Source organism: Microbacterium schleiferi (genome assembly GCF_015565955.1).
GTDB classification, from domain to species: Bacteria; Actinomycetota; Actinomycetes; order Actinomycetales; family Microbacteriaceae; genus Microbacterium; species Microbacterium schleiferi_A.
Genome location: NZ_CP064760.1, coordinates 893,815 through 915,148, shown reverse-complemented (window position 1 = coordinate 915,148; position 21,334 = coordinate 893,815). Strand labels below are relative to the sequence as shown.

Genomic DNA, 21,334 nt, shown 5'->3' with positions numbered 1-21,334 from the left:
AGTGGCTCCGTCATGTGAAGTTTGTTGCGGAAGCTGTGAGCCAATGGCTCATGCGACCGATGACCGCCCCAACCTTGGGACGGATACCCTCAACCAGCACAGGCCGCGTGTCAGGCGACTAGCCGGGAGGGGGAAGTGTTCCCGGGGTGCGGGGCACACGCACACCCGGGAAGAACGGGTGAAGGCCGCAACCCCTGGCGGGCGCGACCTTCGGACAACCCTAGACTATCGCGATTTCGTGTTTGTCAAGTATCTTCGCCGCTACGGCGTGTCGCGGCGCTCCCGATCACCCGGACTGGCGGCACGACCGCCTGCCCATTTCGCGCCGCAGTCGTCGCAGACGTGCAGGCCCCTGTGGAATGCCTTCTCGCCGCACACGCACGGGTTGTCGCCGTCCTGCTCTTCGCCGTGCGGCCAACCACGCCGATAGCACTGGTCCCTCATGACGGATCACCCGACTTGTGAGTGGATGCCGGCCCGTGGATGAGGTGAGTGCTCGGTTCCTCCACGCTGCCCCCGGAGTCCTCCCGCGCATTGACGGTCTCGACACTCGGGCTATGTCCTGACCCCAACGAGCCAGCACCCAACGGTTCTGCCGGTACGTTCAGCAGGTCAAACAGCCCACCGACCCACTCCGGGGGTGGTGTCGAGCCGTTCGGGCCGTAGTCGCTCTCATCGAGGCTTGGAGCGACGTGTGGGACATGGACTCAGACGAGTGGTGGACGCTCGGATGGCTGCGTAGTTGGAGGCGGATCAGCCGGTTTCTGGAATGGGCCGGTCTCGCGCAGTCCGAGACTGAACTCGATCACTTGGTAGCCCTCCCGACGCCAGAATTCGGCGCGGGAAGCGTCGACATACCAGTGGAGTACCTCGCCCATGTAAATCACGGCGTAGACGATCATGACGGATCACCCGAACTAGTCAGGAGGTCGAGAAGCTGGTTGCGCCCGTCATCGGCGAGCACGTCGACAATGAACTCGGCTTCCTCGTCGACGGTGAACAGGTAGCGTCCGTTCACGACGCCGACAGTGGTCGGGCTCTGACGCCCTGCGGGATGGAACATGCCGACCCGATACGGCGGATTGCCCACAGATCCGACGAGCGCCTCGGCGTCGTCTATGAAAGCCCACACGCGATCGACGGGCGTGCCCCACTTGGCTGGGCCACCTGGAAGGCCCACCGACAGGGCTTCGGCAAGAGCCCACATCTTCTCGTCGTGGAAGCAGTCGTCAGCCATGCCGTTGGCCCGGCATCCGGGGCAGACGTAGCTCATTGTTCCTCCTCCTGGGTACGGATCTGTTGGTTCTGGTCAGGCGTCTTCGGGACGAGGTTGTCGCCCTCGTCGTCCCACTCGACGTGCTCGCCGCAGTAGTGCTTGCCGTTGACCGCGAGCCACCCGTAGTCGTCCGACAGAGTGCCCTCGAAGTGGCGTGTGAACTGCTCCGCGAGGGGCTTCCTCGCTCCCGTAGACGGTGTTGTTGCCGTGCACATCACCGGACCTGTCTGAACGACTGAAACCACTCATGCCTACCCCCCTCTCAGCATCAGCACGAGCGTCAGAACCCGCCGCGCGCGGCGCTTCTCAGGCCATAGGTCTGATGCCTCCGAACCCATCAGCCATAGCACGCTAGCTATGCTGCGTGCGGTTCCGTCGTCATCTCGGCGCGCTCTAGCGATCCAATCGACCGAGTAGCTCATGCTCCCTGTCCTTCCGATCGGGGAGCGGTGTGGAATCCGACGCCGTGACACTCCGGACAGCTCTCCCAGTGGTTAGGGTGGCTCCACTCTCGATCAGCGGGCCAGGTCGGCGGCGGGCCGTCGACCTTGACCATGCCGCCGTTGCACGCCGACGCGCACGGCCTGGCGTCCGGGTGATGCTCAGGGCAGAGCGTTCGCCCGTCCTCGTAGAACCAGAAGACCTCGGTGTCACGCTCCTCGTGTGGCTCCCGCAGGTACTCCTCGACGGATTCGAGCGGCCAGTGCGAGGCCTCGTGGTCGTCCACGTCCGGGATGGTGCGCGTGCACTTCAGCTCGTCGCATTCGGCGCGGTAGAACATCTCGCTCGTGATGCTCATTTCTCCTCCTCCTGGGTACGGTTCTGTTGGTTCGTGTGCTTGGTCATGTCGTTGCTCCGATCCCGTATCTCTTCGCGAGACGTTTCGCGACCCGCGCTGTCTTCGCTTCTTCCCGAGCCACCTGCTCAAACACCCGGATCAGATGCTCGTACTCTTCCTCCGGGTACCAGTGCCCGGCGGTGCACACCACACGCCTGTCATCACCCTCAAACGCGGGCGGGTACACGGCGATCCGGGCGCCGCAATCCTGCCTCGGGCACGGGACCGCCGAGAACGATGGTCGTTCGATGCGGGGCCAGCGGGCGTTCATCCGCCACACATCCCGCACAGCGTCAGACATCGCATCCACATCATCCGGCCGGTCAGCGGACAGGATCGCGTCGAGCCGGTCACCCAGCCACCCCGCCAACCCCGACACAAGCCGTTGCCCATCCACTGGTGACGTTGATCGGGGCAGGCCGATGATCCGGCCCGTGTCCGACCGCCACGCCCGCCCAGCAACCCCCGGCACCGGTTGACGCAGCGTCCCAGCCCACACCGTAACCCAATACACCAGCAACGAATACAACTCATTCACATCATCAAACGCCGCAGCATTGAACGGGACAGGCGCCTCCGACGACGAATCCACCCGCTCAGCCTCCGCCGGCCGCATCACAACACCGTGATGCAGAAGGTGACCGGCGAGCTCACCAGATATCAGCAACGCCGTACGGATCCTCCCGTGGCAGCGCGCACAATACGCCCCGTGACGCGCCACCAGACCAGACCCGTCCTCCCGGGTGCAACCACGGGCGCAGAACCGTTCCACCTCGATCTCACCCACGGCTACCCCTCACTGCTTTCAACCCGGCGTCACGTCTGACCTGCGCGACGAACCCGACCAGTTCCCCGGTGTGCGCGGCGACCTGAGCGTCCGTGAACCCCGCCCTGACAAATGCGAGAATCATCTCCCTACGGCCCTGCGGGCGGATCACATGGTTGATCGCCGCGACGAGCACATCCTCGACCGTCACACCACGGGTATCCGCCTCGGATGCGAGCCGCCCCCACACCCCCGCAGGGACCGTGACATTCATCGTTTCCATCACGACCCCAGCTTTCGCGCGCGGTAGGCGCGGGATCGTTGAGCAGCGCATGCCCTACACACACGCCCAGTCGAACCACGCGTGCGCGTGTTTTCTGGTGTGTACTCATGCCCGTGTTTACAGTGCGTCGCAAGTGATAGGCGCTGACGGCGAGCGTTCTCCGCCCAGGTAAGCAGCCGGAGGTGCTTCGGATTGGCGCATGCCCTGTTGAAGCACTGGTGATCGACCGTAAATCCATCCGGTATCGGTCCGAACTCGATCGTGTATACCAATCGATGAACTCTCCAGTCACTGCCTCGGAATGCGACCATCCCGTAACCGTCACGATCACGTCTTCGCACCCAAACCCAGCAGTCGCGATCATTAGCAACCGTCAGCCGGCGGATGTCCTCGACGCTTTGGAACCTATTGGTCATACCTAGGCCACCCCCAGTGCGTTTTCGTGGATGAACTGTTGAACCTCGAGCGGGTTCTTCGTGATCGCCCCGGTCACGTACCGTTGCGGCGCTGATGGTGCGGTCTTCGCCTTGTCAAGGATCCAGAGCGCAACCTGCAACGCCCCGTTCGCGTCGACCGTGACACCGGTGTGCCGGACGATCGCATCCACGACGGAACGGATGTTGTTGACCCCGCGGCGGGCGGCGAGCTTCCTCGTCATCTCCGGGACATGGATTGCGTCGGTCGAAACTCGCGCGCGGTTACTACTGGACTGACTCTTAGAAGGTGAGTAGAAATCCCCTGTTCCCCTGTTCCCCTGTTCCCCTGTTCCAGGCGCGACACTCTCGCGAGGATTCGCGACGCTCTCGCGAATTACGGATGCCTTGTAGTCAAAAGTGCCGTCTGGCCTGGGAAATCTTCCTTTGCCTGGCTTGTCGATGCGTTGCACGTCTTCCCAGAACGAGATGTAGAGAAGTTCGGTCCCGTCGACCTCGTATCTGTGGATAAGTCCTGCCTGGTGGAGGTCGGAAATCGCTTCTGACACTCTCGCGAGAGTGTCGCGAGGATTCGCGAGCATGTCGCGAGGGAACACGTCACCGACGATCAGAGCGAGGTCATCCTTGCCGACGCCGTTGTCATCGACGTAAGACTCAAGCCCCTTGAGGACCAAGCGAGCGTCCCACCCAACCGATGCGATGCGTGACGATCGCCAGAACTCCGGCTTCGTACTCCTGATCCTCATGATTCCCTCTCATACGGCGTGCGTGTGTGTGCGTCGACGAGCAGCCACAGGTCACCGGCAAGGTCCATCACTGGCGTCGCTATGGCGCGTTGTAGCGTGGCGGCGTGGGTGGCCCCGGGCCGGATGTACAGGCCGCGTTCCTCGAGGTCGTGGAGGACGATCGCGCCGGCATCGGCTTTGTCGCCGTTGCAGATCGCACATGCGGCGATGAGGTTCGCGGGATGGTTGAGGATGCGCGACCCGCCCGCTTGACGGTTCGCCCGGTGATCCGTCGTGGTCGCTTCGCCCTGGCACCGGTTGAGCGCGAGGATGCAGAAGCCACCGTCCCGGTGAATCACGGCATCCTTCACCACACGGGGCGGGTGATTCACACCCCTACGCTTATTCACGCCGTCACCTCGTCAACCCACAGGAACGCTCCCGGCGCACGGTTCATCCAGACGACCTCGATCACGTCCCGCTTCACCGCGTTATCGCTGCGCGCGCCGATCTGGACCTGGTGCCAATCTGAGAACAGCTCGTCGTAGAGACTCGATGCGTAACCCGACAGCATCACCGTCGCCTGACACTCCCTGAGCGTTGCGGCCATCGCTCGGTGGTCGTCGTCGGTCATCTCGTGCGAATAGCGTGCGCCGCGGCGACTGCTGTGCACGTACGGCGGATCGACATAGAGCAGGTTGTCCGCGAATGCTCCGTACTGCTCGATGACCTCGAGCGCTGGTCTGCATTCGAGCGACACTGCGCGCAGCCTCTCCGCCGCTGGCAAGAGCCGGGTCCGGTACGCATCCATGTACGTCTGAAACGACGCGTTGGTCCCGTTCGGGTCGGCATAGAACCGCCACCCGGTGCGCTTCATCGTCCTCGAGCGTCCCTGCGTCAGAAGCACCCACACCTGTCGAGCTAGCTCCAGCTCGTCGGCATCCTTCAGAGCGGCAGCTCTTTCCAGTTCGGCCCGAGAGTGTGGTGTTAGGTCCGCAAGGTGGAGCAGCTCGCCCGGACGTTCCCGGAGCACGCGCCAGAACGTCATCAGGCGCTCGTCCAGATCGTTGACGATCTCGATCTTCGATGGCTCCTTCGCGAGCAGCACCGAGAGGCTTCCTGCGTATGGCTCGATATACCCGCGATGTGCGGGCATCAGTGCGACGATCTGATCCGCGATCTGCTGCTTGGCACCGAAATACTGGATGGGAGATTTGAGCCCGCTCACGTTCCCTGCTCCATCCGTGTGATGTCGGCGGCGGGGTCTTCCGAGTGGTAATGAGACCAGCGAGTGCATCGCCCGCCCGAATCCGTTACGCACGACTCGTACACGCGGGAAACGTGTGAGGAGTCTGGCTCAAGTGCTGCGATGAGAGCGACTCGGGCGTACTCGCGGAACTTCGCGTCGAAGTCTTCGGTAGCCCTGTACTCGTCTGACACCGCCTCGCCGCAGTCCTCGAAGAACATCGCGTCCGCAGCGCGCTCAATCATGTCGGCGGTGATCATCATTCCTCCCCCGGTGGTCCGCCATGCATTCGTCCGGGCACCCCTCAGAGCACAGGTCCCAGGACTCGCGTTCCTCCTCGCGAGGATCTTCATCAGGCGCAAGCATCCTCATGTCGCGCTCTCCATCCGTGTTATGTCGGCGGGAGTTGCGTCCCAAAGCGTGCGCGGAACGTTGTCCGCCTTGTTCGTGCGGCGGCGAGACGGTGTATCCCACCCTGGGCGCGGGGGACGCTGAGCGACGACACGGAACCCAGCTGCCCGCAGGCTCGCCCCAGACTCGTCGACTTGCGTGTATGTGATGAGCCGGTCATACCCGAGAGCGAAGGTCGCGCGCCTGGCCGCTCCGTACAGCATCGAGTTCGCGTTGCGCGTGCCATCCGTCGCTGTGCGAATCACTTCGAGAGTCGCACCCTCAGCTTGGATCACCCGCGACACAGGACGGCCGACGATCGCGACACCGACAAGCTCCGATCCCTCAGCGACACCGACGCTGAACTTGTGCCCAACAGGCGGTTCGTTGTGTCGGTGATGCAGCGCGACGAACTCTCGCGCCGCCTTCAGATCCACGGGAACGATGCGAAGACTCATTGCTGACGCTCCATCCGTGTGATGTTGGCGCGGAGCCGGGTGATGATCCGGTCCAACTCGGCAACCCTGGCCACGTTCGTGTCCGACAGGTGCGACCGTTGAGCGCGGATCACGGCGCTGCTCATGAGCCCGCCGTACGCGGCGCGGTCCTCAACCGGTGACGTGGTGCGGCGCGTGTACTCCGCCTCAGCTCGCTCCAACGCCACACGCCACCCTGGAAGCTTCGGCGCGTTACGTTGCCGCCACCGGGCCTCCGCGTTCTCGCGCTGCACACGCTCGCTCTCCTGGCGACGCTTCGTGCGGGCAAGCTCGGCCTCGAAGTGCTTCTCGCACAGAGAGAACCGGTGCACAGGATTGCCACAGACGTGACCGGTGGTGTCGGACCCGATCCAGTGACGGCACCCAGTCATGCTGCACCGTCCTCGAAAACGAACGTCTGCTGAGCTAGCCTTTGCGCCGCGGCGTGTGCGTAGTCCTCGCGCACCTCGAACGCGACGCAACGCCGACCCATGCTCCGCGCCGCTACGGCGGTAGTCCCAGACCCGGCGAACAGGTCCAGCACAAGCCCCCCTAGGAACGCTGTACTCAATCAGAGGCGACACGATGCCCTCGGGCTTCTGCGTCGGGTGAATCGCTCTGCCGTGCTCTGAACGCACGTACTGCACCGACCGCATCAGACGCGGCCCACCATCCTCAGACCGGTACGCCGACGACTCGATGTGACCGGTGTGCGTCGGCCGCGTCTTGCGGCGCACCGTGCGCGGCGTCGCGTCCGGTGTCGTCGGCGTGACGTGGTGTATGTCTTCCCACTCCCCGCGATACCAGAGCACTGCCAGCTCGTGGACCCGCTTGAACCGGTCAGCATGAAACCCTGACCCGTTGTGCTTCTCCCACACGATCTCCTGCGAAAGTTTCCATGGTGCGAACTCGTCGGCGTTGTCATGGAACATGCGGAATGACCCGAAGCACCACATCGCGTTCGTCAGAAGCGCTGCCTCATAAGGCCAGCCCTTCGGCCACTGGTCCCACTCCAGAGATGTCTCCCCGTACGGCGGATCGGTAATGATCGCCGCCACGTCGGTGTTCTGCAGCATGTCGAAGTGGTCCTGCCAACGTCCGTGGTGTAACTGCACGTACTCGTCCTCGTAGATGACGCTCATGACTTCCTCCTGGGCTTGCGTCGGCGCGTCGGGCGCTTCGCGTTCTTCGTCGTCGTGAGCGCCGCCACAATCTCCGTAAGCCGCGTCACTTCTGGTCCTCAGCGATCTCTTCCGCCGTGCGCCCAAGCGGGTCACCCACACCCGGCTCAGCCGGACCGATCTCGTCGTGCTGAATGTCCAGATCGGGCACACCGTCGACCTTGCGGACCACCGCCTGATCGGCCTGCGCGGCAAGAGACAACGCCAGCGATTCGGTGGACTTCGGGAGGTACTTCTGCAACACACGCACGGCCGTCTTACGGAACATCTCACCCTCACGGGTTGCCCACGGTGTGCTGTTCCAGTAGTCGGGTCGGTGGTGGTCGCGGATCGTGTCAGCGTCGAGGTAAACCCACGAGGACTCGTCGAAGCCCTTCACCTTCGCGTAAGCGACCACACCCTTCAGCGCGCCGCGGTCGCCGTCTGCGTGTTTGAAGTCGTAGAACTCGCCCCGCTCCGACGACGCCCCCATAGTGAAGTAGTCGTTCTCATGGACAAGGAACGCGGACACCTTCGAGTACAGGCCCGTGTTCATCGCGAGCTGGATGTACCCGTTGTATCCCACGATCGGGACGACCGTTACTGCACCCTTGACCTTTCGGGTGGTGAGGTGGAACTGCGCCAACGGGCCACCGACCGGGAGCCGGAGTTGCGCGGCGAGGAACAGTGCACCGAACAGGGACCGCGGGTCGGCTTGCCCGATCTGGGGGTTCTGCTTGATCGCCGTGAGGGCGTCCTGTGTGAACTTCGCGGCATCCATCGACTGCCCGAGAGCGCGAGCGAACTCGGGTTCGTACCGGAGTAGGTAGTCCTCGACGGTGGGTTGCTTCTTCGCTTGCGCGGCGGCGACGCTCAGGTCGGTCACTTCTGCTCCTTGGTCTTTGTACGGCGGAGCACCCTGAACGGTGCCCCCTGAGTTGTGAACTCCCGAACAATGTCGGGGTGCGCTTCACGGAGCGCTTTCGTGTCGAGCCCCACACGGCCCTTCTGCTGCCGCCACGTCGCGACCTTCCGCCCCTCAAACGTGAGGGTGTCGGCGGCACCGACGTACTGACCTAACGCGACCTTGAGTGCGTCGCGTTCCGCTTCCTGCGCCTGAATGTCAGAGTTCAGGACGGTGATCCGTTCGAGAGTGTCGAACGCTTCACCGGACAGTTCGATCTCGGCTTCCTCGGTCGGGATCGCGTTGACCTCCGCCAGTGTGGACGGGGGAGGTTCGACCTTCGCCCGCACGTTCCCGTCCCAGAACATCTGCACCGCCGGCAGCAGGTGGTTGGTGATGAACCGGTCATCGCGGGGCTCCCAGAAGTGACGGAACTCCCGACCACCGATCCACACGACCACCAGGGCGCGGGGTGTGCCGGACACGGCCATCTCGGCCTGCACCTGGACGCGGATGTCTGTGGGGATACCCTCATCCCAGTGATGCCCCGCATACTGATGGGCGGTCTTCATCTGGATCGGGAAGAACGGGCCAGCGTTCACCCGGTCGAACGATGCGTGCAGGTACGGGTGATCCACGCTCCTCGCCATGAACCCCGGCTGAATGTCCAGGTCCAGGCCGGAGAACTCCCGCAACCACGCTTCGATGATCGGTTCGGACTGATGCCCGATCCACGCGAGCACAGGGTCGAACGGACGATCGACACCCATCTTCTGCCGGTACACGTCCAACGGGGTAACCCCGTACGCTGACAGGCCCATCACCGCGGCAACCTCAGACGCACCCACAGACAGGCGACGTTCTGCCTCCCACGCTGGGGTATCCGGGGTCACATCGACCTTCACAAACGGGATGCCGGCACTCATGACGGATCACCCGGTTCAAGCTGCTGGCGTGCTTGGTGGTCTATCGCCCGCGCGATCCGCGCTAGGAACTCGGCGTACTCACGCTGCTCCTTCGTCGGGAAGCGGCTGAGGATAGCGCGGGCGTCTGCGGCGAGCACTCCGTGAATCGTCGCGATGTCATCGGACGGGAGCGTGATCGTCATTTCGGCAGGAACGCCCGGAGGTGGAGCTGGTACGTGGTGAGTCATGCGGTCACCGCCAGGTGTGTGTCGATCGCGTCGACGACCCGCTGGGATTCCAGCAACTCCCGCGACAACCGCAACTGCATGTCGAGCTCGACAGCGCGGCGGCGACGCAAACCCTCCGCCCCGATGACCGTATAGTCCGCGTCCTGGTCGACGGTGTACCGGGCTGTTTCACCGGACTCGACGATCTGCACCGTCAGCAGCAGCATCCGTTCCCCGAGGGGGTGTGGTTGCTCAGTTACGATCAACACGTGCCCGAGGGTTGCGAGGGTAGGGTTCGACACCCAATCCCCAGGGGACAGGTACTTCGCCGCGGTCATGACGCACCCCCAGTCGTGTCAGGCTCAGGAACCTGAACGAGCGGAGTCAGACGGCCCTCTTTCGCTGCGATGCGGGCGACCTGTTCGGCGGTGTGCGTCTCGTGCTGTGGCGCATCACCCCGGTAGAGGTGGAGCCACTTGCCCCGTCGTCGCTGCACGAGTCGCTCGTAGGGATGGAAGGTCTTGTTGACCATGTAGATGCCGTCGGGCATATCCAGCGGATCCGGGTGAGCATCGAAGAACGCCCGAGCGGCTCGGTGCCAATCTTGGATGCCACCGTAAGTCGCACCATTCACCGCACGTCGAGTTATCACCCATACTTGCCCGCTTGGCTCGTGAAGAACCCGCGCATCGTCGTCGGCTCGATAAACCACATATTCCGGGTTCTCGGGCCACCTCCACCGTCCGAGGCGTTCGTCTTCCTCAGCACGGAAGAACTCCCGCAATGCGACGCGCTCATCCGGCTTCATCCATACCGGCGAGGTGGGACGATTCGGCACGGCGAAGACGATCTGTTCTTCATCGTTGATCTCCACGCCGATGCCGTTGGATGCTGTGAAGTCGTTCATGCCGTCACCGCCGATACCACCAGCAGCACACACACCACAGCCACGAGCCCGGTCACAGCGACCATCGCCCAGAACCGGGAGTCACGCCGCAACGGGCGCACATGCACACCACCGACCGCGGCGGACGCCGGCACCGGAAGATACTTCTGCCGCGCCTGCGGGAACTCACACCAACAACACGCGCCACCCATATCAGCCCGCTGCTCAATCACACGCCCCTCGGTCAGGGGAAACCACACGCCCCCATCCCAGTCCGTGTACGAATTCCGGGTAGGGTCCGCGGCGACCAGATCGACAATGCTCGGGGGGACGCACCGGTCACCCCGTGACGTGAAATGCGTGACCTCTACGAGCCGGTCACCATCGAACCGGCCCAGGTAGATCCGGGTTGTTGTTTGCTCCGTCATGTCTTGTGCCCTTCTATACGGAGGTGTTAGCGGCGGTGCCGCGGAGGATCAGATGGGGAAGTGAGAACTACCAGCGCGATGAGCCGGTGCCACGGGGTGAACGCCACCACGAACATCACGAACAGGAACGCAGCCAGAAGCCAGTCGCGGACACCCAGGAACGCGGGGACCAGGGCCAGGAAGAACAGGAACCCGGCGCACCAACGAACAGTGATCATGACGCGACCTCCGCAACGGGGAAGGCATCGACGCACTGCCGCATCGCCGCGAGCAGGTCGTCCATCGCGTCTTCGATGTCAGCCTTCACCTCGGCGCGGATCATGTGCCCCGGGATCTCGATGCCATCGCCATTGACGATCGCAATGAAGTCGTCGTACTTCACGACGCGGCCCCAGGTGTGCTCGTCGTCCCACAAGGTGACGTTCAGAGGCTTCACTTCATGCACGCCGACCTTCGCGGCGTAGACGATGAAGTCGCCTCGGACGCGGCCGTGATCGACGGTGAAGATCCGCCAGAAGCGAGTCATGTCGTGCGCGGTCATGATGCGACTGCCCATGTCTTGCAGCGGCGACCCTTCGACGTCCGCCCCACCCCGGCCTCAACCACACGCCCGTCTTCAACAAGCTCATGCCGGGCGGTCCTGAGACGGGAATCTGAGAACGACCACGGATTCAACACCGGAGCGGCCAGATGCTCCCGGTAAATCTCCCCATCCGACAACGGGCGGTCAGCGTGCTCGAGGATCCGCATCACCTCAAGCTGCGACGCCGCGGTATCCGACAGGTCAGCCGCCTCATGCGACTCGATCGGGTCCGTGGAACGGACATTCGGGGAACCCGGGTAAACCATCGGGGGAACCGTGGTCATGACGCACGCTCGCTGATCGCGGTGACGTCGGAGCGCCAGAACAGGTAGGCGCCCGTGTATCCAGGGAGCTTCCGAGATGGTGTGAGGGTTCCACGTTTGACCAGTCGGGTGACCTGTCGGCGGTCCTTGCCGAGGATCTCGGCGGCTTCAGCCGCTGTGACTTCGGTGTCTGCGGTTGTGTCCATGTTGGGCATATGTCCATGATGCCTCAATCTGGACATATGTCAAGCCCAAGTTTGGGCTTTGTTCACTTTCGGTCGTATTGACAGTTTCGAAAGGTAGTCCTAACTTGGACATATGACGATTGTTCTCAGCCTCGACCGCGGCGCAAAGGTTCCACCCTCCACGCTCCAGAACCGCCTCCGCATCGCACGCGAATGGCGCGGCCTCGAACAGGCCGACCTCTCACGCGAACTCGGCGTCGGCCGATCCACAGTGAGCAACTACGAACGGGGCGTCACCATCCCCGGAAAGCTCGTCATCAACGCATGGGCCGTCGCCTGCGACGTCGACGTCGAATGGCTCAGGACCGGGCAAACAGAAGACCCCCGCCCTGGTCCGGGCGAGGGTCTGAGCGCCGGATCTAAGAGCCCGGCCGGAGAGACTTCACTGTACCACCCTTGACGTCGACGGCCAGCATGTGCGCCTCCCACGGGGTGTCCGCGACCCGCTCGGCGACAGCGGCAGCCTCCAGCCGACGACCGGGGCCATCGGCCAGCACAAGCACACTGGGACCTGCTCCCGACACGACCGCCGCGAAGCCGTGCTCGCGCAGTGCTCGGACCAGCCGATCGGTCTCGGGCATCGCCTGCGCACGGTAGTTCTGGTGCAGTTTGTCTTCTGTGGCGGCCAGGAGCAGTTCGGGGCTCTGCGTGAGAGCCGCGATCAGCAACGCCGACCGCGAGAGGTTGAAGACGGCATCCTCGCGGGGCACCTGCAGGGGCTGGAGGCTGCGCGCCACGCTCGTGGACATCGTGAAGCTCGGGACGAACACGACCGGAGAGACGCCGCGATGCACCAACAGCTTCTTGTGCTGCGGCATCGCCTCGTCCATCCACGCGATGGTGAGGCCGCCGAACAGTGCCGGAGCGACGTTGTCGGGATGCCCCTCCAATTCGGTAGCCAGACGCAGCATCGTGTCGGGCCCGATCTCGACGTCGCCCTCGAGCAGTCCCTTGACGGCCAGGATGCCGGCGACGACGGCCGCCCCCGAAGATCCGAGCCCGCGGCCGTGCGGGATCGTGTTGCGCGCCCGGAGCCGCAGGCCCGGCACGGGACGGTCGACGGCCTCGAAAGCGTAGGCCATGGCCCGCACCAGGAGGTTCGACTCGTCGCGAGGGATCTCGTCGGCACCTTCGCCCTCGGCCTGGATATCGAGCCCGGGTTCCGGAAGGGAGGTCACGACGAGATCGTCGTAGAGGCTGAGCGCGAGTCCCAGCGTGTCGAATCCGGGCCCCAGGTTCGCACTGGTCGCGGGCACACGCACCACGACCGAACGCTCGGCGACCCGGGCTGCGTTCACGCGGTCGCCCCCGCGCGAGCGAGCCCGAGCACGGAAGCCACCTCGGAGGTGGTCGCGTCCACAACCGTCGGCCGCGCTTCCGATCCGTCGGCGTTGCGCAGCGCCCACTGGGGGTCCTTCAGGCCGTGGCCGGTCACGGTGAGCACGACCGTGGACCCCGCGGGCACGATTCCCGCTTCTGCCCGGTCGAGCAGGCCCGCGACGCTGATCGCCGACGCGGGCTCGACGAAGACGCCCACCTCACCGGCGAGGATCTTCTGCGCGGCAAGAATCCGCTCGTCGTCGATCGCGCCGAACCAGCCGTCGGTTGCCGCGCGAGCCTCGAGTGCGAGTTCCCACGACGCCGGGTTACCGATCCGGATCGCGGTGGCGATCGTCTCGGGGTTCTTGACGACCTCGCCACGCACGAGCGGAGCGCTTCCCTCAGCCTGGAAACCGAACATCCGGGGCACACGGGTGGAGACTCCGCGCTCGGCCTCTTCGCGGTAGCCGCGCGAGTACGCCGTGTAGTTTCCGGCGTTGCCGACGGGAATGAAGTGGAAGTCGGGAGCGTCGCCGAGAACCTCAACGATCTCGTACGCTGCCGTCTTCTGCCCCTCGATTCGGTCGGGGTTGACCGAGTTCACCAGATGAACCGGGTAGTTGTCGGCAAGCTCGCGAGCGATCTCGAGGCAGTCATCGAAGTTGCCGCGGATCTGGATGAGCTGTCCGTTGTGGGCGACCGCCTGGCTGAGCTTGCCCATCGCGATCTTGCCCTCGGGAACCAGCACTGCCGCCGTGATCCCGGCGTGGGCGGCGTAGGCAGCGGCGGATGCCGAGGTGTTGCCCGTCGACGCACAGATGACGGCCTTGGCGCCATGTTCGACGGCCCGCGAGAGAGCCACCGTCATGCCGCGGTCCTTGAAGGAGCCCGTGGGGTTCATGCCCTCGAACTTCACCCAGACCTGCGCTCCCGTGCGCTGCGAGAGCGCCGGTGCGGGCACGAGCGGCGTGCCTCCCTCCCCGAGCGAGACGACGGTCGATTCCGCCGTCACCCCCAGGCGGTCGGCGTACTCGTGCATGACTCCGCGCCACACGTGTGCCACGTCAATCTCCTTCTACTCGCAGGACCGAAACGACCCGGTCCACGACGTCACTGTCAGCAAGGCGAACAACCGTCTCGCTGAGATCCTGCTCCAAAGCCTTATGCGTACCGATCACGAGTCGGGCAACACCCGTCGGGTCTGCGGCGACGCGCGCGAGCGGGTCGGTGGAGGCATCCGCCACCGTCTGCTCGACCGTCGCGATCGACACGCGCCCCTCGCTGAGGATCCCAGCGACCGTGGCGAGCACGCCCGGCTGGTCGGTGACCTCGAGCGTGATCTGGTACTGGGTCGTCACGTGCCCGATCGGCAGGATCGGCAGGTTGGCGCGGGTCGACTCCCCCACGCCCACACCGCCCGCGATGTGGCGGCGGGCCGCCGAGACGACATCGCCGAGAACCGCGGAGGCCGTCTGCACCCCGCCCGCTCCCGCGCCGTAGAACATGAGGTTCCCGGCAGCCTCGGCCTGCACGAAGACGGCATTGTTCGCACCATGAACGCTCGCGAGCGGGTGTTCGCGAGGCACCAGCGCCGGGTACACCCGAACCGAGATCGCGTCGCCCGAGCCGTTCACAACCCGCTCGCACACCGCGAGGAGCTTGATGACGTAGCCCGCCTTGCGCGCGGCATCCATCATCGGCTTGTCGATCGCGGTGATCCCCTCTCGGTGGACCGCCTCCAGCGGCACCGAGGTGTGGAAGGCGAGGCTCGCGAGGATCGCCGCCTTCTGCGCGGCGTCGTAGCCCTCGATGTCGGCCGTCGGGTCGGCCTCGGCGTAGCCGAGCGCCTGCGCCTGCGCGAGCACGTCGCCGAAGTCGGCGCCCTCGGTGTCCATGCGGTCAAGGATGTAGTTGGTCGTGCCGTTGACGATGCCCATGATCCGCTGCACCCGGTCGCCGGCGAGCGAGTCGCGAAGGGGACGGATGATGGGGATCGCACCAGCTGCGGCAGCCTCGTAGTACACCTGAGCGCCCACCTGGTCGGCGGCCTCGAAGATCTCCGGGCCGTGCGTTGCCAGCAGCGCCTTGTTGGCGGTCACGACATCGGCGCCCGACCCGATCGCCTGCAGCAGGCTCGTGCGGGCCGGCTCGATGCCGCCCATCAGCTCGATGACGATGTCGGCACCGAGGATGAGAGTCTCGGCATCCGTCGTGAACAGCTCGCGAGGCAGGTCAGCCTCGCGCGGTGCATCCGGGTTGCGCACGGCGATGCCCACGAGTTCGAGGCGCGCTCCGGCGCGGTCTGCCAGTTCATCGGCGTGCTGACGCAGCAGCGCGGCGACCTGGGAGCCGACGGCCCCAGCGCCCAGCAGCGCGACGCGTAGGCGGCGGTAGTCGGTCATGCCGTCCTTTCGGTCGGGAGGATGCCGGCATCACGCGCCAGCAGGTCATCGATGGTCTCACCGCGAACGATCACGCGGGAGCGCCCGTCCCGGACCGCGACGACAGCGGGGCGCGGGAGGTAGTTGTAGTTGCTGGCCAGCGAGAAACAGTACGCCCCGGTCGCCGGAACGGCCAGGATGTCACCGGGCGCGACATCGGCGGGCAGGTATTCGGCGTCCACGACGATGTCGCCGGACTCGCAGTGCTTCCCGACGACCCGGACCAGCTGCGGAGCCGCGTCGCTGACCCGGGAGGCCAGCCGCGCGCTGTAGTGAGCACCGTAGAGCGCGGGGCGTGCGTTGTCACTCATCCCGCCGTCCACGCTCACGTAGAGCCGCTCACGCTCGGCGTCGAGGGCGACGGGCTTCGTGGTCCCGACGGTGTAGAGGGTCACGCCCGCCTGCCCGACGATGACGCGGCCCGGTTCGAAGGCGACATTCGGCATCCGGATGCCGCGCGCGGCGCACTCGGCAGCAACGGCGTCGACGATCCCGTCGGCGAGAACCTCGATCGCCGTGGGGCTGTCAGCGCGGGTATAGGCGATCCCGAACCCGCCGCCGAGGTTCAGTACCCGAAGATCCCCCGCGGCATCAGGATCCGCGAGCAGGTCAGCGTAGAGGGCCACGATGCGCGCTGCAGACTCGGCGAAACCGGCAGTGCCGAAGATCTGCGAGCCGATATGGCAGTGCAGCCCGATCAGCCGCAGGCCGGCGGCCTCGCGCACCCGTCCCGCCGCGACAATCGCGTCGGCGAGCGTGAATCCGAACTTCTGGTCCTCATGCGCCGTCGCGAGAAAATCGTGGGTCTCGGCGTGCACACCGCTGTTGACCCGCAGGAGCACCGGTTGCTCGACCCCCGCGGCAGCGGCGACGGCCGCGAGCCGATCGATCTCCTGGAAGCTATCGACGACGATCGACCCGACGCCCGCCGCCACGGCGCTCTCGAGTTCGGCGACACTCTTGTTGTTGCCGTGCACACCGACCCGCGCAGGGTCCGCACCGGCTGCCAGGGCAACGGCCAGTTCCCCGCCACTGGCGACATCCACGGCAAGTCCGGCATCGGTGACCCAGCGCACCACCTCAGTACTGAGGAAGGCCTTCCCGGCGTAATAGACCCGCGCCCCGACGCCGTGACGGGCGGCCGCGGATGCGAAGGCCTCGCGAGCCCGGAGAGCGTGGGAGCGGACCTCGCTTTCGTCCAGGACATACAGCGGCGTCCCGTAGTTACGGACGAGGTCGGATGCCGTCACTCCCCCGAGGACCAGTTCACCGGCAGCATCGCGCTCGGCATCCGTCGGCCACACACCGCTGACCAGGTCATTCGGGTCCGAGGGCACGTCCAGCGACGCCGGCAGCGCCGGAGCGGAAGTCGGGTGGGCGGACACGCGGAAGCCAATCGATGAAGTCTTCGGCGCCGGGCGAGCGGCGCGAACCAGCCTCGGGCGGTCAGCGCACGCGCCGAGACACTCCGGTCAGTCTAGGGCACGGGGTATCCTCGCCCGGGAATCCGCTGGCGGTCCCGCTCAGGCCACGGGGCGGTGAGCGGCCGGGTCATCCAGCCGGCCTCGCCACTGCATCCTCACGCCGTCGGAGACGAACGCCGCGTCCACGCTGTCGCGTGCCAGGCGCTGGATCATGACCTCGTCGAAGCCGAGGCCCTCGCGCAGCACAGTGACTTCGTTCGAGAGCAGCGAACCGGTCTGCCGCGGGTTGTCATCGCCGAGGACGACACGCGCACCGGCGCGAGCGAATCCCGCCGCCGGGTGGGCTGCCATCGACGCGACAGCACCCGTGTAGACATTCGAGGTCGGGCACACTTCGATCGCGATCTCGCGCTCGACGAACCACTCGATGAGGCCGGGATCCTCGGCGATACGGGCACCGTGCCCGATCCGCGTGGCGCCCAGGAGCTCGACAGCGCGCACCGCTGCGTTTCCGGATGCCGCCTCAGCCGCGTGGCAGGTGATTCCCAGGCCCGCGCTGCGCGCGATCGCGAAGGCGTCGCGGTAGCGCTCGAGGTCGGGAAAGATCAGTTCGTCGCCGGCCAGATCGAACCCGACGACGCCGGAACCGGCAGCTCGAGCCGCAGCACGGGCCACCGCCTCGTTCACCTCGGTCGGGTCGCTCCGGAGCGCGGCCACGACGACACCGGCAGAGATCCCCGTCTCTGCCATGCCTGCGGTGATCCCCGCACACATCGCTCCGATCACGGCATCCAGCTCCGGCAGCGATGCCGCGTGCGATGCGGGACCGAACCGCAGTTCGAGGTGATCCTCACCGTCAGCCGCAGCATCCTCGACGGCCTCCCGCGTGATCCGTTCGAGCAGATCGAGGCGAGAGAAGAACGGAAACGTCGCGACGACCTTGACGAGATACGACGTGAGGTCAGCAGGGCCTTCCAGCTGCAACGCCGCCGCCCAGTCGCGATCGGCATCCGGCATCCCGAGCTCGCGCGCGATCTCGGCAGCAGTACTCGGCCTGACGCGACCCTCCAGATGCGAATGCAGGTTGATCAGCAGCGGCGCCGCGGTCATCATGCGCTCTGCTGAAGCGAGATGGTACCGGCCGCAGACAGCACGACGGTCTTCGCGTAGAGGACGACGCTGCCGCGGTACGCGACGCGCTGCGTGAGGATGAGCGCGCTCGTGTCGGGATGGGCTCCGAGCACACCGGCGCGGTGATCCCCCAAGACGCCGAGGGAGATATCGCAGGCGCTGGAGACATGGGATGGGTCAGCTGACGCGAGGAGCCGCGTCAGCGCCGTAGCTGCGGGCATGGTGTCAGTCCCGGGGTCCGTGAAGGCAGATGGCCCAGCGGCGGGAACGGCCTCGAACGTCAGCGCCAAAGCACTCCCGTCGCGTCGCAGGAGGGACTCCCACGTCCACACGGCAGCGGTCGCATCGAGCTGCAATGCCTGGGACAGCAGATCGGATGCCTGCTGGGCTTCATGGCTGACGCGCTCCACGGTGATCGGACCGAGGGACTCGCCGAGCAGGAGCTCGAGCCCTCGGACGCGCTCGAGGCCGATCCGGGGAAGCGCGTCGCTCACGAAGCGGCCGATACCCCGGCGCGTCGTGATCAGGCGGTCTTCCTCGAGCAGCAGCATCGCCTCGCGCACGACGGGCCGGCTCACTCCGAGCGCCGTGCAGAAGTCGGCGTCGCTGGGCAGCACCGACCCGAGGGGGTATGTGCCGTTCCGGATCGCGCGCGAGATGCTGTTGTACACAGCGACACGAAGGGGCTGGCCGACGGTGAGAGTCAACGGCTCGAGGGGCATACTGCCTTCTCTCCTCACTAGCGTCTCGACACTCACAACAGTCCCCCCGTCATCCACGAGGCGGTCACGAGAGGGCCTGGATCATGGTCTGGAAGAACAGATCCTCGTCGATCTCCTCGATCACGCGCGCATTGGGCTCGCGTCCGGATCGACGGACCGAGTCGACCAGGCAGTAGCCCGATGCGATCCCGTTCGCGGTCTCGACGTCCACATAGTAGTCGCTCGCCTTCGTCACGATTCGGGGCTCCACGGCGATCGCGACCGCTATCGAATCGGGGTGGGTACTGCCGTCCATCCCGTGTGCCTTCTTGTTGTAGGCGAGAGTGCCGCGGTTGGCTCGGACGAAGAACCGGGATGCGGGAGTGTCCAGGCTCTCGATCTGCCGGAGTTTGTCGAGATCGAACACCCCCTGACGCATCACGAGATCCCACGGCACGAGCGTGGTGCGGAAGCCTGCTCGGAGCACGATCGCCGCGGCCTCGGGGTCGTGGAAGAAGTTCGCTTCTGCCGCCGCAGTGATATTGCCGGCGGCGTTGTTCGTGCCCCCCATGATCACGAGCTCCTTGACGTTCGCGGCGAAAGTGCGGTCGGCGGCGGCAGCCAGAGCGAGGTTCGTCAGCGGCGCCTGACCGATGATCGTGAACTCCCCCGGGTTGTCGGCAACGAGGCGGAGCAGCGCCGTCACGGCATTCTCTGATTCCGGACGCTGCCGAGCCTGCGGAAACCCCGCCCCACCGAATCCGTCGGAACCGTGCACGTAGGAAGAGTCATCGAACGGCGCCAGCAGCGGAAGCCGCGCGCCCTCGTAGACGGGCACTTCCCCTCCTCGGCCCGCCACCTCGATCGTGAAAAGGGCGTTCTCAACCATCTGGTCGAAGGCGACGTTGCCGTAATTGATCGTGACCGCCTCCACCTGGGCGGCGGGATGGCGAAGTCCGATCAACAGGGCGAACGCATCGTCCTGCGCGGTGTCGGTGTCGATGATCATCCGTAGCGTCATGGCGCTCCCTCTTTCCGAGGATCGTCTATCGGGCCCGGGCTGCACCCTGTGGCGCAGCCCGGGGGTGGGTCAGGAACCGAGGGAGGCGAGCTCAGGGAACTCCGCATAGACCTCGGCGAGCACGGAGAGATCGAACAGGTCCTCTGCCGCGACATCGATGCCCGCGGCGGACAGACTCGCGAGGGTGCGCTCTTGGAGCTCCGGGCTGATGGTGAGCAGACCGTTGACCATCGTCTCCGGCGACACCACGAGTGTGTTCTGTTCCTCGGCACCAGCGCGCACAGCGACCGGGTCGAGATCGAGGTCGGCGCCGAACTCCTGCGTCACCAGCCGAACTGTCTCATCGACATCCCCCAGGGCGTCAGCCCATCCCTGGATCTCGGCGCGAAGGAACGACTTCAGCATCTCGCGGTTCTCCGCGATCATCTGATCGGACGCCGTGATCGTCTTGGCGACGAAGGGCAGCCCGTTGGTGGCAAACGGCAGGGTCGTCGTCTCGATCCCCCGGGCTTCCAACACGAGCGGCTCGTTCGTCAGATAGGCGATGAATCCGTCGACCTCGTCGTTGACCAGCGGCGCGGGATCGAACTGCACGGGCACGACAGTCACCTCATCGGCACCGATTCCGTTCGCCGCGAGGAGGGCGGCAAACAGCGCGGAGTTGCCGTCCTGAACTCCGATGCGCTTGCCGATCATGTCCTGCGGGGTCGCGATGTCGGCACCGTCTGTCAGCGAAAGCACCGCGAACGGATTCTGCTGGAACACGGCCCCGAGAATCTTCAGGGGCGCCTGTTCACGGGCCACTGCCGCGCCGATGGTCACCGCATCACTGAACGCGACGTCGGCCGTTCCGCTGATCAGTTCGGGCACCCCCGCAGAAGGGCCCGGCACGAGGCGGACAGGATCGAGCCCGGCGTCGGCGTAGTAGCCGTTGGCGTCGGCGAAGTACTCGCCGGCGAACTCTTCGTTGAAAATCCAGCTCAGCTGGACGGTGACCGGTGTGGTCTGGGCTGCGGGATCTGTCGCGTCCCCGACGATGTCACCGTGGACGTGCCAGAGGAGCACGCGGCAAGGGCGAGCATGCCGGCGAGCAGCGCGGCGAGTCCGGTGGTGCGGGGGGCCCGACCGGGCGAGAACAGGGTAGTCATGGCGAGCTGGCTCCGAGATCGAGGGGACCGACACGAACGTGCCGGCACCACGCACAGTAGGGAGTTAGCATTTCACCGAGACGGCATCCAGGTTTCCATCTGATTTCAGATAT

General features: G+C 65.4%; 31 protein-coding genes and 1 pseudogene. 1 reads left to right on the top strand and 31 read right to left on the bottom strand.

All coding sequences use genetic code 11. From position 1 onward, the window contains the following. Positions 1 to 707 precede the first annotated feature (707 nt). From IT882_RS04320 to IT882_RS04210, 23 genes and pseudogenes are all read right to left on the bottom strand, one after another. On the bottom strand, positions 708 to 902 hold the full coding sequence (locus tag IT882_RS04320; RefSeq protein ID WP_195693317.1) for a hypothetical protein: 195 nt from the start codon (positions 900 to 902) through the stop codon (positions 708 to 710). Continuing rightward, positions 899 to 1,273, bottom strand: coding sequence for a hypothetical protein (locus IT882_RS04315; RefSeq protein WP_195693316.1), 375 nt, complete (start codon positions 1,271 to 1,273; stop codon positions 899 to 901). Before IT882_RS04315 ends, IT882_RS04320 begins: the two co-directional genes overlap by 4 nt. After that, positions 1,270 to 1,491: a hypothetical protein gene (locus IT882_RS04310; RefSeq protein WP_195693315.1), complete on the bottom strand. Its 222-nt coding sequence runs from the start codon at positions 1,489 to 1,491 to the stop codon at positions 1,270 to 1,272. Before IT882_RS04310 ends, IT882_RS04315 begins: the two co-directional genes overlap by 4 nt. Positions 1,492 to 1,694: 203 nt before the next feature. After that, positions 1,695 to 2,075, bottom strand: coding sequence for a hypothetical protein (locus tag IT882_RS04305; RefSeq protein ID WP_195693314.1), 381 nt, complete (start codon positions 2,073 to 2,075; stop codon positions 1,695 to 1,697). A 43-nt stretch (positions 2,076 to 2,118) separates the two neighbouring features. Next, positions 2,119 to 2,706: a hypothetical protein gene (locus IT882_RS04300; protein WP_195693313.1), complete on the bottom strand. Its 588-nt coding sequence runs from the start codon at positions 2,704 to 2,706 to the stop codon at positions 2,119 to 2,121. 187 nt (positions 2,707 to 2,893) lie between these two features. Further along, on the bottom strand, positions 2,894 to 3,166 hold the full coding sequence (locus IT882_RS04295; protein ID WP_195693312.1) for a hypothetical protein: 273 nt from the start codon (positions 3,164 to 3,166) through the stop codon (positions 2,894 to 2,896). Next, positions 3,163 to 3,474 (bottom strand): HNH endonuclease signature motif containing protein, encoded by a 312-nt coding sequence (locus tag IT882_RS17255; RefSeq protein WP_195693311.1) that lies wholly within the window; start codon positions 3,472 to 3,474, stop codon positions 3,163 to 3,165. Before IT882_RS17255 ends, IT882_RS04295 begins: the two co-directional genes overlap by 4 nt. A gap of 107 nt (positions 3,475 to 3,581) precedes the next feature. Beyond that, on the bottom strand, positions 3,582 to 4,343 hold the full coding sequence (locus tag IT882_RS16320) for a hypothetical protein (RefSeq protein WP_229382304.1): 762 nt from the start codon (positions 4,341 to 4,343) through the stop codon (positions 3,582 to 3,584). Further along, positions 4,340 to 4,714, bottom strand: coding sequence for an HNH endonuclease (locus IT882_RS16315; protein WP_229382303.1), 375 nt, complete (start codon positions 4,712 to 4,714; stop codon positions 4,340 to 4,342). Before IT882_RS16315 ends, IT882_RS16320 begins: the two co-directional genes overlap by 4 nt. A 14-nt stretch (positions 4,715 to 4,728) precedes the next feature. Then, complete coding sequence (locus IT882_RS04275; protein ID WP_229382302.1) at positions 4,729 to 5,550, bottom strand: DNA adenine methylase; 822 nt, start codon at positions 5,548 to 5,550, stop codon at positions 4,729 to 4,731. After that, positions 5,547 to 5,921 carry a hypothetical protein gene (locus tag IT882_RS04270; RefSeq protein WP_229382301.1) on the bottom strand — a complete coding sequence of 125 codons (375 nt, stop codon included), beginning with the start codon at positions 5,919 to 5,921 and terminating at the stop codon, positions 5,547 to 5,549. Before IT882_RS04270 ends, IT882_RS04275 begins: the two co-directional genes overlap by 4 nt. A gap of 15 nt (positions 5,922 to 5,936) precedes the next feature. Beyond that, positions 5,937 to 6,416, bottom strand: coding sequence for an XF1762 family protein (locus tag IT882_RS04265; RefSeq protein WP_195693308.1), 480 nt, complete (start codon positions 6,414 to 6,416; stop codon positions 5,937 to 5,939). Beyond that, on the bottom strand, positions 6,413 to 6,826 hold the full coding sequence (locus IT882_RS04260; RefSeq protein ID WP_195693307.1) for a hypothetical protein: 414 nt from the start codon (positions 6,824 to 6,826) through the stop codon (positions 6,413 to 6,415). Before IT882_RS04260 ends, IT882_RS04265 begins: the two co-directional genes overlap by 4 nt. Next, positions 6,823 to 7,510: pseudogene (locus IT882_RS04255) on the bottom strand (DNA-methyltransferase). Before IT882_RS04255 ends, IT882_RS04260 begins: the two are co-directional and overlap by 4 nt. Positions 7,511 to 7,661: 151 nt before the next feature. Further along, positions 7,662 to 8,480: a recombinase RecT gene (locus tag IT882_RS04250; protein ID WP_195693306.1), complete on the bottom strand. Its 819-nt coding sequence runs from the start codon at positions 8,478 to 8,480 to the stop codon at positions 7,662 to 7,664. Beyond that, on the bottom strand, positions 8,477 to 9,424 hold the full coding sequence (locus IT882_RS04245) for a YqaJ viral recombinase family protein (protein ID WP_195693305.1): 948 nt from the start codon (positions 9,422 to 9,424) through the stop codon (positions 8,477 to 8,479). Before IT882_RS04245 ends, IT882_RS04250 begins: the two co-directional genes overlap by 4 nt. Next, positions 9,421 to 9,606: a hypothetical protein gene (locus IT882_RS04240; RefSeq protein WP_195693304.1), complete on the bottom strand. Its 186-nt coding sequence runs from the start codon at positions 9,604 to 9,606 to the stop codon at positions 9,421 to 9,423. Before IT882_RS04240 ends, IT882_RS04245 begins: the two co-directional genes overlap by 4 nt. Positions 9,607 to 9,647: 41 nt before the next feature. After that, positions 9,648 to 9,899 carry a hypothetical protein gene (locus IT882_RS04235; RefSeq protein ID WP_195693303.1) on the bottom strand — a complete coding sequence of 84 codons (252 nt, stop codon included), beginning with the start codon at positions 9,897 to 9,899 and terminating at the stop codon, positions 9,648 to 9,650. Positions 9,900 to 9,964: 65 nt separating this feature from the next. Continuing rightward, positions 9,965 to 10,504, bottom strand: coding sequence for a hypothetical protein (locus IT882_RS04230; RefSeq protein ID WP_229382300.1), 540 nt, complete (start codon positions 10,502 to 10,504; stop codon positions 9,965 to 9,967). Positions 10,505 to 10,533: 29 nt separating this feature from the next. Further along, positions 10,534 to 10,671: a hypothetical protein gene (locus IT882_RS16310; RefSeq protein WP_229382299.1), complete on the bottom strand. Its 138-nt coding sequence runs from the start codon at positions 10,669 to 10,671 to the stop codon at positions 10,534 to 10,536. Between the two features lie 299 nt (positions 10,672 to 10,970). Beyond that, complete coding sequence (locus tag IT882_RS04220) at positions 10,971 to 11,162, bottom strand: hypothetical protein (protein WP_195693300.1); 192 nt, start codon at positions 11,160 to 11,162, stop codon at positions 10,971 to 10,973. Then, complete coding sequence (locus IT882_RS04215) at positions 11,159 to 11,485, bottom strand: hypothetical protein (RefSeq protein ID WP_195693299.1); 327 nt, start codon at positions 11,483 to 11,485, stop codon at positions 11,159 to 11,161. Before IT882_RS04215 ends, IT882_RS04220 begins: the two co-directional genes overlap by 4 nt. A gap of 322 nt (positions 11,486 to 11,807) precedes the next feature. Further along, complete coding sequence (locus tag IT882_RS04210; RefSeq protein WP_195693298.1) at positions 11,808 to 12,005, bottom strand: helix-turn-helix transcriptional regulator; 198 nt, start codon at positions 12,003 to 12,005, stop codon at positions 11,808 to 11,810. 103 nt (positions 12,006 to 12,108) lie between these two features. Here IT882_RS04210 and IT882_RS17250 point away from each other — a divergent pair, with 103 nt between their 5' ends. Further along, the gene (locus IT882_RS17250; protein WP_195693297.1) at positions 12,109 to 12,435 is read left to right on the top strand and encodes a helix-turn-helix transcriptional regulator; all 327 of its coding nucleotides are present in this window, start codon (positions 12,109 to 12,111) and stop codon (positions 12,433 to 12,435) included. Here IT882_RS17250 and thrB read toward each other — a convergent pair. From thrB to IT882_RS04165, 8 genes are all read right to left on the bottom strand, one after another. After that, the gene (gene thrB, locus IT882_RS04200) at positions 12,395 to 13,333 is read right to left on the bottom strand and encodes a homoserine kinase (protein ID WP_195693296.1); all 939 of its coding nucleotides are present in this window, start codon (positions 13,331 to 13,333) and stop codon (positions 12,395 to 12,397) included. The two genes, IT882_RS17250 and thrB, sit on opposite strands and share 41 nt — an antisense overlap. Then, positions 13,330 to 14,418, bottom strand: a complete 1,089-nt coding sequence (gene thrC, locus IT882_RS04195; RefSeq protein ID WP_195693295.1) for a threonine synthase — start codon at positions 14,416 to 14,418, stop codon at positions 13,330 to 13,332. The genes thrB and thrC overlap by 4 nt, the downstream gene beginning before the upstream one ends. 1 nt (position 14,419) lies before the next feature. Further along, the gene (locus IT882_RS04190) at positions 14,420 to 15,757 is read right to left on the bottom strand and encodes a homoserine dehydrogenase (RefSeq protein ID WP_195693294.1); all 1,338 of its coding nucleotides are present in this window, start codon (positions 15,755 to 15,757) and stop codon (positions 14,420 to 14,422) included. Next, entirely contained in the window at positions 15,754 to 17,181 is a 1,428-nt protein-coding gene (lysA, locus tag IT882_RS04185; RefSeq protein ID WP_195693293.1) for a diaminopimelate decarboxylase, read from the bottom strand. The genes IT882_RS04190 and lysA overlap by 4 nt, the downstream gene beginning before the upstream one ends. A 138-nt stretch (positions 17,182 to 17,319) precedes the next feature. Then, entirely contained in the window at positions 17,320 to 18,333 is a 1,014-nt protein-coding gene (gene add, locus IT882_RS04180; protein WP_195693292.1) for an adenosine deaminase, read from the bottom strand. After that, positions 18,330 to 19,073 carry a GntR family transcriptional regulator gene (locus IT882_RS04175; protein ID WP_195693291.1) on the bottom strand — a complete coding sequence of 248 codons (744 nt, stop codon included), beginning with the start codon at positions 19,071 to 19,073 and terminating at the stop codon, positions 18,330 to 18,332. Before IT882_RS04175 ends, add begins: the two co-directional genes overlap by 4 nt. Before the next feature lie 64 nt (positions 19,074 to 19,137). After that, on the bottom strand, positions 19,138 to 20,073 hold the full coding sequence (locus tag IT882_RS04170; RefSeq protein WP_195693290.1) for a nucleoside hydrolase: 936 nt from the start codon (positions 20,071 to 20,073) through the stop codon (positions 19,138 to 19,140). Between the two features lie 69 nt (positions 20,074 to 20,142). Beyond that, positions 20,143 to 21,138: an ABC transporter substrate-binding protein gene (locus IT882_RS04165; protein WP_195693289.1), complete on the bottom strand. Its 996-nt coding sequence runs from the start codon at positions 21,136 to 21,138 to the stop codon at positions 20,143 to 20,145. Positions 21,139 to 21,334: the final 196 nt, after the last annotated feature.